At 30.9% G+C, this 12786-nt stretch carries 14 protein-coding genes and 1 pseudogene; 9 read left to right on the plus strand and 6 right to left on the minus strand.

Annotated elements, in window-relative coordinates:
• Positions 1-33: 33 nt before the first annotated feature.
• Entirely contained in the window at positions 34-1449 is a 1416-nt protein-coding gene (locus tag P8H50_RS07615) for a S41 family peptidase (RefSeq protein ID WP_300207392.1), read from the minus strand.
• A gap of 114 nt (positions 1450-1563) precedes the next feature.
• Between P8H50_RS07615 and P8H50_RS07620 the strand changes: the two genes are divergently transcribed.
• The 4 genes from P8H50_RS07620 (at position 1564) to P8H50_RS07635 (ending at position 3821) form a co-directional block, all read left to right on the plus strand.
• Positions 1564-2073, plus strand: a complete 510-nt coding sequence (locus P8H50_RS07620; RefSeq protein ID WP_300207394.1) for a sigma-70 family RNA polymerase sigma factor — start codon at positions 1564-1566, stop codon at positions 2071-2073.
• Positions 2060-2533: a hypothetical protein gene (locus P8H50_RS07625; RefSeq protein WP_300207396.1), complete on the plus strand. Its 474-nt coding sequence runs from the start codon at positions 2060-2062 to the stop codon at positions 2531-2533. The genes P8H50_RS07620 and P8H50_RS07625 overlap by 14 nt, the downstream gene beginning before the upstream one ends.
• A 142-nt stretch (positions 2534-2675) precedes the next feature.
• Complete coding sequence (locus P8H50_RS07630) at positions 2676-3245, plus strand: DUF4252 domain-containing protein (protein WP_300207398.1); 570 nt, start codon at positions 2676-2678, stop codon at positions 3243-3245.
• A gap of 30 nt (positions 3246-3275) precedes the next feature.
• Positions 3276-3821: a DUF4252 domain-containing protein gene (locus P8H50_RS07635; protein ID WP_300207400.1), complete on the plus strand. Its 546-nt coding sequence runs from the start codon at positions 3276-3278 to the stop codon at positions 3819-3821.
• Between the two features lie 257 nt (positions 3822-4078).
• Here P8H50_RS07635 and purB read toward each other — a convergent pair whose 3' ends face one another.
• Positions 4079-5422: an adenylosuccinate lyase gene (gene purB, locus P8H50_RS07640; RefSeq protein ID WP_300207402.1), complete on the minus strand. Its 1344-nt coding sequence runs from the start codon at positions 5420-5422 to the stop codon at positions 4079-4081.
• 154 nt (positions 5423-5576) lie between these two features.
• Positions 5577-6140 (minus strand): adenylosuccinate lyase, encoded by a 564-nt coding sequence (locus P8H50_RS07645; RefSeq protein ID WP_300207404.1) that lies wholly within the window; start codon positions 6138-6140, stop codon positions 5577-5579.
• A gap of 107 nt (positions 6141-6247) precedes the next feature.
• Here P8H50_RS07645 and P8H50_RS07650 point away from each other — a divergent pair, with 107 nt between their 5' ends.
• The 5 genes and pseudogenes from P8H50_RS07650 (at position 6248) to P8H50_RS07665 (ending at position 9600) form a co-directional block, all read left to right on the plus strand.
• On the plus strand, positions 6248-6721 hold the full coding sequence (locus P8H50_RS07650; protein ID WP_300207406.1) for a heme-binding domain-containing protein: 474 nt from the start codon (positions 6248-6250) through the stop codon (positions 6719-6721).
• A gap of 51 nt (positions 6722-6772) precedes the next feature.
• Positions 6773-8008, plus strand: coding sequence for a glycosyltransferase (locus P8H50_RS07655; protein ID WP_300207407.1), 1236 nt, complete (start codon positions 6773-6775; stop codon positions 8006-8008).
• Positions 8005-8286, plus strand: coding sequence for a hypothetical protein (locus P8H50_RS11080; RefSeq protein WP_366900969.1), 282 nt, complete (start codon positions 8005-8007; stop codon positions 8284-8286). The genes P8H50_RS07655 and P8H50_RS11080 overlap by 4 nt, the downstream gene beginning before the upstream one ends.
• A 15-nt stretch (positions 8287-8301) precedes the next feature.
• Positions 8302-9111, plus strand: a pseudogene (locus tag P8H50_RS07660) (serine hydrolase domain-containing protein); the annotation flags it as partial.
• 21 nt (positions 9112-9132) lie between these two features.
• Positions 9133-9600: a DUF3471 domain-containing protein gene (locus tag P8H50_RS07665; RefSeq protein ID WP_300207544.1), complete on the plus strand. Its 468-nt coding sequence runs from the start codon at positions 9133-9135 to the stop codon at positions 9598-9600.
• Between the two features lie 79 nt (positions 9601-9679).
• Here the strand turns inward: P8H50_RS07665 and P8H50_RS07670 are convergent, their stop codons facing one another.
• From P8H50_RS07670 to P8H50_RS07680, 3 genes are all read right to left on the minus strand, one after another.
• Entirely contained in the window at positions 9680-10126 is a 447-nt protein-coding gene (locus tag P8H50_RS07670) for a KTSC domain-containing protein (RefSeq protein WP_300207409.1), read from the minus strand.
• Between the two features lie 320 nt (positions 10127-10446).
• Positions 10447-10701: a hypothetical protein gene (locus P8H50_RS07675; protein ID WP_300207411.1), complete on the minus strand. Its 255-nt coding sequence runs from the start codon at positions 10699-10701 to the stop codon at positions 10447-10449.
• Between the two features lie 114 nt (positions 10702-10815).
• On the minus strand, positions 10816-12660 hold the full coding sequence (locus tag P8H50_RS07680; RefSeq protein ID WP_300207414.1) for a PLP-dependent transferase: 1845 nt from the start codon (positions 12658-12660) through the stop codon (positions 10816-10818).
• Positions 12661-12786 lie beyond the last annotated feature (126 nt).

The following is a 12786-nucleotide window of genomic DNA, read 5'->3' on the forward strand; positions in this document are numbered from 1 at the left end:
ATTAAAAGAGCCTACATATTGTAGGCTCTTTTTTTATCGTTCTATATACATTTCTTTGCTATGTGGTAATAAATCGTTGCTATCAAATAAAGAAACAGCTTTCTTACTTTCTTGAATATTAGGCATGCGATTAGTTGCAGCAATATGTGCTAACGCTTCAGCTAAAAGCGGTTCGTTTTCATCACCTAAAACTCCAAAATTATTTATTTGCTCTTCAATTTCTATAAAAGGCGTTAAGCCTTGAGCAGGAACTTGAGAATCGTTTTTATTTACAGTAATAGCAACAAGAGGTTGCATGGCATATGTATGACGAGGATCTGCCTCAGTTCTTGTAAAGTTAGGTGAATCGTAAAGTGTAATTGACGCTTGAGATTTTCCAACAGTTAAAGTGCCTACATGTAAAACCTCTATATAAGCATCTAAACTGTTTATAAGCATTTCGCTAGCAGATGCCGAAGCTCCTGTGGCTATTACATAAACTTTATTAAGGTTTAAGATATTAAGTACATCTCCACTACTATTACTAACAAAAGTGTAATCAAAATTATTGCTTTGTTGTATGCTGTTGTAATTTAGTTTTGCAAAAACTTGACCAGAAAATTGTCCTGTAATTAAACTACCCAATAAGGTAGCAGAGTTTACAGAACCTCCCGGATTATAGCGTAAATCTACAACTAAGTGTTGTACATTATTTGCTTTAAACTCCGCAAAAGCCGTATTTAAAGCAGAATCAAAATTACCTACAAAGCCATTATACATTAGATAACCAACATTTTCACCTTCAACTTGCAGTATTTCTGTTTTAAAAACTGGATTTTCTACATACTGTATAGCAGAAAGTTCTATTGTATTAGCAGTCGCATCTATACTATCGTCGTCTATGGTAGAGGTTCCATTGTTATTATATTCGGCAAGATTTAAAGTTAAATTATCTTGGCTCAGTAAGCTTCTCCAATTATTTACTGTTAATTGTACACCATTTACTGCATTAAACAAATCACCACGTTGTAATCCGTTAGTTTCTGCACTTGTATTAGGTAATATAAAGCGAACTATTCCATACAACTCATTACCACCTGGAACATAACGCTCTAATCCAAACTCCATACCGTTAGATTTTGTAATACCATCAAACTGTTGTTCAAGTGCAATATAATCGTCTACTATCCAGCTAAATTTATCAGTATTTTGCCTGTCGTAAATTAAGCTTTCAAAAAGTGCTTCAGGAGAATCAAAACCATTTAAATAATTATTAAATGTTGTACTATTAGCTTTATCTTCAATTAAATCGTCCACTAAATCTCTATATAAATAATAGGAATCCATACCACGATATACAAAATTATTAATTTCAAGAGTATTAATTGGGTTATCATCTTTATCTTCAAAACAGCTAGTAAAAAATAAAGAAAATAGTGTAGTTGCAAGCAGTAACTTGTAGGTTTTCATAATATATAATGTTTTCTTTTTCAGCTTAAAAGTACTTAATTTAAAATTAAATTTAAATGTTTTGTAACAAAATAGAAAGACGTTCGTCGTAATAACATAAACCAACCAATTTAAATGACACCATTAGAATTTCTAAATATTGTATCTCCTTTTAAGGATAAAGTCTTTAGGCTAGCAAAAAGATTGCTAGTATCTCGAGAAGAGGCTGAAGATGCAACACAAGAAGTTTTAATTAAACTTTGGAATAATAAAACAAAGATTAAAGATTATAAAAATGTAGAAGCTTTTTCTATGACGATGACAAAGAATTTTTGTTTCGATAAATTAAAGTCTAAACAAGCACAAAATTTAAAAATTGTGCATAATAATTATCAAGACCATAGTGTTTCGCTTCAAAAAGAAGTAGAATTAAACGATAGTATTGATTGGGTTGGTAAAATAATGGAAGCGTTACCAGAACAACAAAAAATGGTAATACAATTACGAGATGTAGAGCAATACGATTTTAAAGAAATAGCTAAAATGCTTGATATGAATGAAACTGCAATACGTGTAGCTTTATCAAGAGCAAGAAAAACAATAAGAGAAAAATTAACTAATACACATAATTATGGTATTAAATAATATAGAAAATTTACTAGAAAAGTACGAAAACGGTGAAACATCACTACAAGAAGAGCAACAGTTAAAAGACTATTTTTCGCAAGACACTGTTGCGCCACATCTAGAAATGTATAAACCAATGTTTACCTATTTTTTGATAAACCAACAAAAACAGTTTACTAAACAACTACCACTAAAAACGAAAAAGCGATTTAACTACAAGTGGTTATCTGTTGCAGCAGTTGCGGTTCTTATGGTATCTGTTTTTATTACTAAACCTTTTAGTACAGGAGAACCAACATTTACAGATCAAGAGATAATTGAAATTAACAACGCCAAAGAAGCTTTAGCAATTATGTCTAAACACCTTAACCAAGGTACAACACAAGTAGGTTATTTAGATGCCATTAATAAAGCTGGCACACAAATTGACTATTTAAAAGAAGTAATCAATCCTATGGATCGCATACTAAAAAGGTAGTATAGTTTACTTGAAACTAGCGCAAAATAAATTTAAACACTAAAAACAAATTTTAAACGCAAACTCAATAATCTAACTACAACACATTAAAATGAACACTTTAAAAACGAAAAAAATGAACACAATAAATAAATTAAACACAATGAAAAAGACCCTAATTGCATTTGCTTTTGCAATAGTATTAATGCCATTAACAGCAATGGCTCAAAGCGATATTTTTGAAAAATATAGCGCAAATGATAATGTATCATACGCTTCTATTAAGCCTAAAATGTTTCAAATGTTAGCAAAGATTAATGTAGACACAGATGATGCCGATGCTGAAGATTTTATAAAAATGGTAAAAAGTATTACTAGCTTTAAAACTCTAGCGACAGAAAATAAAACCATTTCAAGCGATATGGCTAAATGGGTAAACTCTCGATCAAGTGCTTTAGAAGAATTAATGGAAATTAAAGACAATGGTATGGTGGTGAAATTTTATGTTAAAGAAGGTAAAAACGAAGACCATATAGCAGAACTATTAATGTTTGTTAATGGCTTAGATGCTGTATTAAAAGATTCAGACATCACTATTAACGGAAAGAAAAGAGGTATGGAATCTGTGTTAGTTTCTTTTGTAGGCGATATAGATTTAAACCTAATTTCTAAACTTGTTAACGCATTTGATTTACCAGGTGGAAAAGAATTAGACAAGAAAAGTAAAAAATAAAAAATCACTAAACTCATCAATCCTATCACTATGAAATCATTTATAAAAACCATTTGTTTTAGCTTTTTGTTTGCACTTGCTTTTGTGAGTTGTAAAGATGAAAATTCTATACAAAACTACTTTGTAGATCATCAAGATAAACCAGAATTTTTAACTATAGATTTCGCTCCAGATATGTTTGACCTCTCTGAAGTTGAGTTTAGCGAAGACCAGAAAAATATTTATAATTCCTTTGAGAAGGTTAACGTACTTGCTTACAAAGTTACAGGTGATAATAAAGAAAATTATGACGCTGAGTTAAATAAAGCAGTAACCATCTTTAAAAATGATAAGTATGACGAGTTAATGGAGTTTAGCGATAATGGCTTGAAATTTAGAGCTAATACCATGGGAGCAGAAGATAGTGTCGATGAATTTTTAGTATTGGCAAGCTCTAGCGATTTAGGATTTGCTATAATTAGAGTTATAGGAGACAATATGCAACCAGAAAAATTATATCAATTAATTTCTGAAATGCAAAAATCAGATGTAGATGGCAATCAACTTCAAAAAGTTATGGACTATTTTAGAGAGTAATTTATAGCTTATATTTAAATAAAAAAGGCTTATCGAGAGATAAGCCTTTTGTTATTTTAAACGTATTTCTTGTTTAAGAGTCTTCGGTCTTTTCTTTGTTGTTTGTAACTATTACTAAGTTAACTAAAATTAAACAAAACAGGCATCCTAATACAATTTTTACAATCAGGTAATCCAGTAGGTTATTTAAGCCAGCTAAAAAAAATAGACCAGTTAAAATACCAATTAGATAAAGCGATTGTCTGTCTGTAAACATATTATATTCCTGTATAATTACTAGGTGAAATGGCTTTTAATTCTGCTTTAATAGTATCGCTTACTTCTAAAGTGTCTATAAAATTAGAAATAGAAGATTGAGTTATAGCTTCGTTAGTTCTTGTTAAACCTTTTAAAGCTTCATAAGGATTTGGGTAGGCTTCACGACGTAAAATAGTTTGTATTGCCTCAGCAACTACAGCCCAATTGTTTTCTAAATCTTGAGCAAATCTTGGTTCGTTTAATAATAATTTATTCAACCCTTTTAAAGTCGATTGAAAACCAATAAGTGTATGTCCAAAAGGCACACCAACATTTCGCAACACAGTACTATCTGTTAAATCACGTTGTAAACGTGAGATAGGTAATTTTGCAGATAAATGCTCGAAAATAGCATTAGCTATGCCTAAATTACCTTCAGAGTTTTCAAAATCTATTGGATTTACTTTATGTGGCATTGCGCTACTGCCTACTTCTCCAGCTTTAATTTTCTGTTTAAAGTAGTCCATAGAAACATAGGTCCAGATATCACGATCTAAATCTACAATAATAGTATTTATTCGTTTTAAACCATCGAACAAAGCAGCCATGTGGTCGTAATGTTCAATTTGTGTTGTTGGAAAAGAATGTTGTAAACCTAATTTTTCTTGAACAAAAGTTCCACCAAAAGCTTTCCAGTCTATGTTTGGGTAAGCCACTTTATGAGCATTAAAATTACCAGTTGCGCCACCAAATTTAGCAGCACTAGGTATGTCGTTTAGTAAATTAAATTGCTCTTTTAAACGTACAACAAATACTTCAATCTCTTTACCCAAACGCGTAGGAGATGCAGGCTGACCGTGAGTTCTTGCTAGCATTGGTATTGCAGCCCAATCGTTAGATAGTTCTTCAAGACGCTTTACTAATTCGAAGTAACGTGGTACGTAAACAGCGTTCATTGCTTCCTTAATACTTAACGGAATGGCTGTGTTGTTGATGTCTTGAGAAGTTAATCCAAAATGGATAAATTCTTTAAACTCAGATAAACCTAAAGCATCAAATTGTTCTTTAATAAAATATTCAACGGCTTTAACATCATGATTTGTAACACTTTCAATTTTTTTTATGGCTAGTGCATCTTCTGTCGAAAAGTTTTTATAAATAGCTCTTAAATCTTCAAAACTACTAGAGTCTACAGCTTTAAGTTGAGGTAAAGGAATTTCGCATAGCGCAATAAAATATTCAATTTCTACTAAAACACGATATTTAATTAGTGCTTCTTCAGAAAAATAATTGCCTAAAACTTCAATTTTATTTCTATAGCGACCATCTATAGGTGAAATCGCGTTTAATACAGATAATGACATAGATTTGTGTTGTTTATTTCAACATTTTCAAAGGTGCAAAGATAATTAACAAAGTGAAAAGTTAGGAGTTAAGAGTTAAAAGTTTTAATTAGTTTTCACCATTCACCATTCACCATTCACCATTCACCATTCACCATTCACCATTCACTATTCACTATTTTCTAATCTTTTTCAAAATATGCCTAGCTCTTGCCTTAAATCCGGAGCTTTGCATTTGGTAATCGCGTTCTAATATTATTTTTAATTCAGGATGTATCCATTTGTGATCACTTCCTAAAAGAAATAAAGTATTCATGGCGTAGGCTTTAGGCGCAATCTTCTCATCATTAATCATCCAATCAAAACAAGATTCTATAATTCGTTTTTGATGTACTGTATTCAGTGCGTGTTTTATAGCACTATCTTGTTTGCTGTAATACGCTTTTATTAAGTATTCGCAAACTTTTGCAACAGGTCTCACTGCAGAGTCCAAATGTACAGTATTCATTTTTTCGGTAAAACAATCTAAATATGGAATAATGGTATTTAGGTTTTCGCCACACATAAACTCGAATACCCAAGCAGCTCTTGGAGAAATCTTATCGTCAACCATAAATAGGATCTCCAGTAGTTTTGGGATTAAATTTGGATTATTAATAACTAGATTGGCATAGTATAATCGTTTCTCTCTAGAATGATTAACATAATTTAATTCTTGATATAAAGCTTCAGTAGTCAAATGAAATTATTATTTTTAGACTCTAAAATTAATAAAAATGAACTGCGCACACTAATAAGTGTCTCATCAAAATAAAACATCATTAAATAACTAATTCCTAATAACTTATGAAAATTTTAAAAAAAATACTGTTGCTTTTATTAATTGTATTTGTGGTTGCTCAATTCTTTGGGCCAGAAAAAAATGAAGGCTCTATAGAGTCTATAGTAGCATTTTATGAAGATACTAAACCGCCAGAAAACGTAAAAGCAATATTAACAGAATCTTGTTTCGATTGCCATAGTAGTTCGACACGATATCCATGGTACAGTAATATAACACCTGTAAATTATTGGATGGCAGACCATGTTAAGCATGGAACAAAACATTTTAATGTATCTACATGGGAAAATAGTTCTATTAAACGTAAAGACCATAAAATGGAAGAGTTAATTGAGATGGTTGAGGAAAAAGAAATGCCTTTACAATCTTACACTTGGACGCATACCGAAGCTAAATTAAGCGATGCTCAAATTCAAGATGTATTAACTTGGGCAAAGCAAGTTAGAGCCATATATGCACTAGCACCTAAACCAGAATAATTTTTTACATAAAATTACGTTACTTTAATAATACGTTTTAGATTTCTAAAATTGAATAAAAAATTGCTCATCATTGGTTTCGTTTGGCCAGAACCTCAAAGTTCTGCAGCTGGAAGCCGAATGATGCAAATTATAGAAATTTTTAAGTCTAAAAATTATCAAATTACCTTTGCTACAGCATGCACGAAAAGTGACAATGCTTTCGATTTAAAACAAATAGAGGTACAAACCAAAACACTATTACTAAACGATTCTAGTTTCGATACTTTTATTAAAAAATTAAATCCAGATGTAGTACTCTTTGATCGTTTTATGATAGAGGAACAGTTTGGTTGGCGTGTTGCAGAACAGTGTCCAAATGCCCTTAGAATATTAGATACAGAAGACTTACACTGTTTAAGACGTGGCAGACAGCAAGCTTTAAAAGATCATGCTGTTTTTGATACGAGTTACCTATATAATGATACGGCTAAGCGTGAAATAGCTAGTATATTTAGATGCGATTTATCTATTATTATTTCTGAAGTAGAAATTAAAATACTAAAAGAGCAGTTTCATGTTAGTCACGATTTGTTAATTTATTTACCTTTTTTATTAAATTCTATAACCTTAAAATCTCAACGAGACTTACCAAATTTCAAAAATCGAAAGCATTTTATAACAGTTGGTAATTTTTTACATCAACCCAACATAGATGGTTTATTACACTTAAAACAAAATATTTGGCCACTTATTAGGAAAAAACTACCAAAAGCCGAGATGCATATTTATGGTGCTTATGTTACCGAACAAGCAAAACAATTACAGAACAAAGCAGAAGGCTTTTTAATTAAAGGTTTTGTAGAAGATATAAATTCACTTATGCAGAAATATAAAGTGTGCTTAGTGCCTTTGCGTTATGGTGCAGGTTTAAAAGGAAAAATTATAGATGCCATGTTAAATGGCGTACCTTGTATAACAACAAGTATTGGAGCAGAAGGTATGTATGGCGATTTAGAGCCTAATGGTTTTGTAGAAGACCAGACTAAAGATTTTGCAGATAAGGCAGTAGAACTCTACACGAATAAATTTTTTTGGAATGGTAAACAAAAGTTAGGAGTAACAATTATAAATGTTCGTTTTGATAAACAACTATACACAAATGACTTTTTATTAAAAGTTGAAAACACCCAAAAAAATCTAAATTATATTAGGCTTCATAATTTTACAGGAAGCATGCTCATGCATCACACTATACAAAGTACCAAGTATATGAGTAGATGGATAGAGGAAAAAAATAAAAAATGAAGACAATAATTAATCTTAAAGGTATTATTATGAAAATTTCTACATTTAAAAAAGCCATTCTTTTAATTGTTTTAATGTTTACCTCAATGGTAAATGCACAAATGAACTCTAAGCAGGTAGACTCTTTAGTTAACTATGCAATGAGTAAATTTAATGTTGCTGGTTGTGCAGTTGCTGTTGTAAAAGACGGGAAAATAATACACAACAAAGGTTATGGTGTTAAATCTATTACAACACAAAGTCCATTATACGAGCATACACAATTTGCAATTGCCTAAAATAGTAAAGCCTTTACCACAGCTGCATTGGCTATTTTAGTAGAAGAAGGTAAGATAAGTTGGCTAGATAAGGTAAAAGACCATATTCCAGAATTTAGAATGTATAATCAGTATGTTGAAGATAATTTTAATATTCAAGATTTAGTAACCCATCGTAGTGGTTTAGGATTAGGCATGGGAGATTTAATGTTTTTTCCTGATGGAACCGATTTTACAATGGACGATTTACTGTCTAGCTTTCAATATTTTAAACCAGAGTCAGCTTTTAGAACCAAATGGGACTACGATAATTTATTATACTTAGTAGCTGGAGAACTTATTGCTAGAAAAAGTAATATGACTTGGGAGGAATTTGTTAGAATTAATATTCTAGAACCTTTAAATATGGATAATACTTATGCATCGTTAGATCAAATAAAAGATACTAGTAATTTATCTGCATCACATGCTGTAGAAAAAGGCGAAATTAGAGTGATACCCACTTTTAAAGAAATGATGAATGGAGCAGCAGGTGGTATTTTCTCTAATGTAGATGATCTTTCACAATGGATATTATTACAATTAAACAAAGGAAAGTTTGGAGAAGATTTAAAGAAACAATTGTTTTCTACAGTAAACCATCGCGAAATGTGGAGAATGCACACCGTAATGAGTGCAGATTCAAATCCAAGATACAATTCACACTTTTCAGGCTATGGTTTGGGTTGGTTTGTATCTGATGTAAAAGGAAACCTAAAAGTAGAACACACAGGAGGTTTGCCAGGTATGTTATCTAATACAGTCATGATTCCAGACCTTAATTTAGGAGTTGTTATTTTAACTAATACTAGTGATGATGGTGGAGGTTTGTTTTCTGCAGTTGCAAATGCAATTACAGACGATTATTTAGGCTTAGATAATTTTAACTGGGTAGATAAATATGCTGCTTATTTTAAGCAGCGTGCAACAGGAAATGATGATTATACCAAAAAGGTATGGGAAGAAGTAGCCACTGCAGACGCATCAAAAATTAATGCTAAAAACTATACGGGTTTTTATAGAGACAATTGGTTTGGTAAAGCAGAAGTTTTTAATAAAAAAGGTAAGTTATATATTAAATTTTTACGCTCACCAAAACTAAATGGAGAATTACAGTTTTATAAAAACAATACTTTTGCAGTAAAATGGGAATACCAAGATATGAATGCAGATGCCTTTGTAACGTTTAGTGTAGATAATAATAACAAAGTACAAAGTATCAAACTAAAAGGTATTTCTCCAAACATCGATTTTAGTTTCGATTTTCAAGATTTAGATTTACAACGCGAAGACTAATTGTGTAATTGGTAACAAATTAAAAAGCCTTAAAATTATATTTTAAGGCTTTTTTTATGGTATTGTTTTTTATGCTTAATTAAGCAACAACGTCTTTCTTCTTAATTTTTCTGTAAGTAAACGAATTAAAAATACTACGCTTAGCAAAACGTGTTTGCTTGTCGCTTTGAGAAAATTTTATATATAAGGCTTTATTAACACCAAAGTACTCATAAGTATTACCATCTAAAAATGTGATTTCTAAAAGTAAACCTTTGTGTTTCCAATCCATAATAGGAGAGTTAATAGTTGTGTTGTATTCCTCTAAGTTAGCCTCTTTAGTTTCTGGAGCAATACTAACTAAAAAATGGTAAGCATCTATAACCTTACGTCCCATTTCTTCTGCTTCTGCAGCTTTTTCATCGTTATCTTGAAACTTATCAGGATGCCATTCTTTAACTAAGTTTCTGTATTTTTTTTTAAGTTCTCCAAGTGTTGGTTGTGCTTCCACTTCAAATAACTTTCTGTACTCGTTTATGCGCTTCATAATAATCCTATTTTTAATAGTGCGCGAAAGTACTCAATTGTTTTGGATTGCGAGCGAGATTATTTGGGAAGTTTATTTTAATTATAATCTTGTACTTTAGATTGTATTGAACTTAATTATTTATAATTAAACACTAATTTTAATTATTCTTTAAACAACACATATATTGTTTCTGGTAATTAATCTTATAAATCTTAGCGTTGGCTATTTCAATATTCCAGTGAAAATTGAAACATAATATAATCCAGTTAATATGAAAACAACACCTGCAACTTTCCGCATTACTTTTTCGATTTTCGTAATTCTGTTGTAGAACACACCTACTTTTCCTGCTGTAAAAGCCAATAAATAAGTAAAAAGAATTGTATAACGTCAGCAAAAAGTGAACTAGTTATCACTTTAATATAAGAGAGAGGTTTTATTATTTCAGTCAATTCAGCCGAACAGTTATTCAATTCCGCTTTTGTTTGTTCAAGTTCAGTTTTTAATTCAGACAATTGCTTTTTCGTTTCTCCGTCTGAACAACTCAAAAATGTTAATAATCCAAAAGTAAGTGCTAGTAATTTTCTTTTCATTTTGTTAATGGTTTGTAATAATTGTAAATCTATTACGAAAATTTTAATGGTTATTGCGGATTTCCGTAATGTATGCTAACAAGTAAATATAGTTAATTAAAAAAATTAACGATTTCATATACTATCTACAAATTCTTTAAACACCTCTTTGTGTTTCTCTAAATCTAAAGAAGGAGAGAGTGAGGCACGTACAATATAATCTTTATCACCTTCTTTGGTTGTGCCTTGTGTAGATGTTGCTGGAATAGTCCAGTAACAGCCTTTTAGTTGTCCATAGCTTACACAGTATTTGCTATCGCTTGGTATTTTGGTAATCATTAAATTAATAAGTTTTAAATTTAAACTGCGTTTGTACTCTTCTTTTTCTGCATCAGTATTGCCTTTTGTTGGTAGATCTAAAGAAAAAACAGATGGTGTAAAACCTTGTGTTGATAAGGTTTTAGATATAAAATTAATTTTAGCTTCTGGTAAGGCCTCTTGTATAAAGTTTACAAACTCACGTGTATTTACATAAGCATCTTTAATTCTTTGCGTCATACTTGGCAATTGTTTTGCTAATATTTCTAGCTGCTGCTTTGTGGCTTGGTTATCACAGAGTATAAGGTGCTGTTCAATTTTTTCTATTAAATCCTCTGTTTTTGTATTACCTACACAGTAACCAGCAGTGCATTGTCCACCACTTGGAAATTTAGAACCACTAGCAAACGAAATGGTTTTAATACTAGACAATATATTCTCTTTTCCTAAAAATTGAACATTTGGACAAAACGTTTGGTCTAAAATAAAAATAGGAGCTACTGCTAAACTACCTGATGCAGTTTTACGTTCTTGGCTTAAAACAGCTTTTAATTGTAAAAGATTAGGAACCTCAACTCTTGGATTGGTTGGAATCTCTGCAATTATTAATGGTATAGCATCTTGTTGTGCAATAGTAGTTAAAACTGAATCTATGCTTTTAACCATATCATTACCACCATCTACTGGTAAATCCACCACTTCTACATGGTCAAGAGCGGCAGCAACACGTCTGGCTTGGTCGTTTGTACCTCCATAACAATTTGGTGGCACCACAATTTTAATGGGTTTTTCTTTATGGTTTTCTACTGCATGGTGTATTAAGCCCATTAAAATGGCATATTGAATAGACAAGCCACTTGAAGCTACTAATGGTTTAGTAGTTGTATTAGTAATTGTTTTAATTGCTTTTAGAACAGCAGCTTTGTGTGCTTCTAACTGAATATTTGAGTTATTAATTATTGAGTGATTAGTAAGTGCGTTTAATGCTGTAAGCGCATGATTTGGAGTCATTGCAATGGTTTCTCTACGTCTTACGTGCTGTATGTCTTTTACATAAGTTTCGTTTTGCTTGCCATGCATTAGTAAAACACTTCCAAGCGTAGCATAACCAGTAATGTAAAAATCAATATTAGCGTTAAGCGTTGTTGGGTTTATTTTATCTTCATTCGAAATAAAAATAGTTGAACCATTAAATGTTGAAACATCTAAAGTGTCTTCAACTTGTTTTAAATGAAACGAATAACCATAAATGGTTTTTAAAACGTTAACATCAAAAAAATGAGGCAAACTACCTGAATACAAGATTTGCGTGTTTTTCTTATCGAATTTATTTTTTCTAAGAATAGCTAAAATAGGCATGGTTTGAGATGAAAAACTAACAACATTTTCAGCCTTTAAGTCGTTTAGTTTAGCAATTGCCCATTCTAAAATACACGATAATGGATGGCCAAGTCTTATATAATCGTAAGCAGTAGGTAACTGGCTAAGTGCTTTGGTTTTAGAATTATTGTTATTAAATAAGTTTTCAAACTGCTCTAAAAATTCAGTTTTAGCTAATGCTTCGTTATAAATATCCAAGCGATGTGTGGTAAGATTAAGCCAATCTTTTGTTTTGTTTTCTAATACATCTTTTATATAATTTAGTATGGTATTCTCTTTCATAAATTTCATTTTTATATGACTTGCAATTTACGTTTTACTATTGTGAATTGAAATTACTGTAGTATAAAAAAGGTATTTTTTATTAATATAAAATCTAATTTTAATAAAGCGCGTATTCACCTTTTT

The organism is Lacinutrix sp. (genome assembly GCF_029238095.1).
GTDB lineage: Bacteria > Bacteroidota > Bacteroidia > Flavobacteriales > Flavobacteriaceae > Lacinutrix.

Coding starts and splice junctions, on each gene's coding strand:
- P8H50_RS07635 (WP_300207400.1), top strand. CDS start 3,276: ATGAAATCATTTATAAAAACCATTTGTTTTAGCTTTTTGTTTGCACTT.
- P8H50_RS07625 (WP_300207396.1), top strand. CDS start 2,060: ATGGTATTAAATAATATAGAAAATTTACTAGAAAAGTACGAAAACGGT.
- P8H50_RS07650 (WP_300207406.1), top strand. CDS start 6,248: ATGAAAATTTTAAAAAAAATACTGTTGCTTTTATTAATTGTATTTGTG.
- P8H50_RS07670 (WP_300207409.1), bottom strand. CDS start 10,126: ATGAAGCGCATAAACGAGTACAGAAAGTTATTTGAAGTGGAAGCACAA.
- P8H50_RS07675 (WP_300207411.1), bottom strand. CDS start 10,701: ATGAAAAGAAAATTACTAGCACTTACTTTTGGATTATTAACATTTTTG.
- purB (WP_300207402.1), bottom strand. CDS start 5,422: ATGTCATTATCTGTATTAAACGCGATTTCACCTATAGATGGTCGCTAT.
- P8H50_RS07630 (WP_300207398.1), top strand. CDS start 2,676: ATGAAAAAGACCCTAATTGCATTTGCTTTTGCAATAGTATTAATGCCA.
- P8H50_RS11080 (WP_366900969.1), top strand. CDS start 8,005: ATGAAGACAATAATTAATCTTAAAGGTATTATTATGAAAATTTCTACA.
- P8H50_RS07620 (WP_300207394.1), top strand. CDS start 1,564: ATGACACCATTAGAATTTCTAAATATTGTATCTCCTTTTAAGGATAAA.
- P8H50_RS07615 (WP_300207392.1), bottom strand. CDS start 1,449: ATGAAAACCTACAAGTTACTGCTTGCAACTACACTATTTTCTTTATTT.
- P8H50_RS07680 (WP_300207414.1), bottom strand. CDS start 12,660: ATGAAAGAGAATACCATACTAAATTATATAAAAGATGTATTAGAAAAC.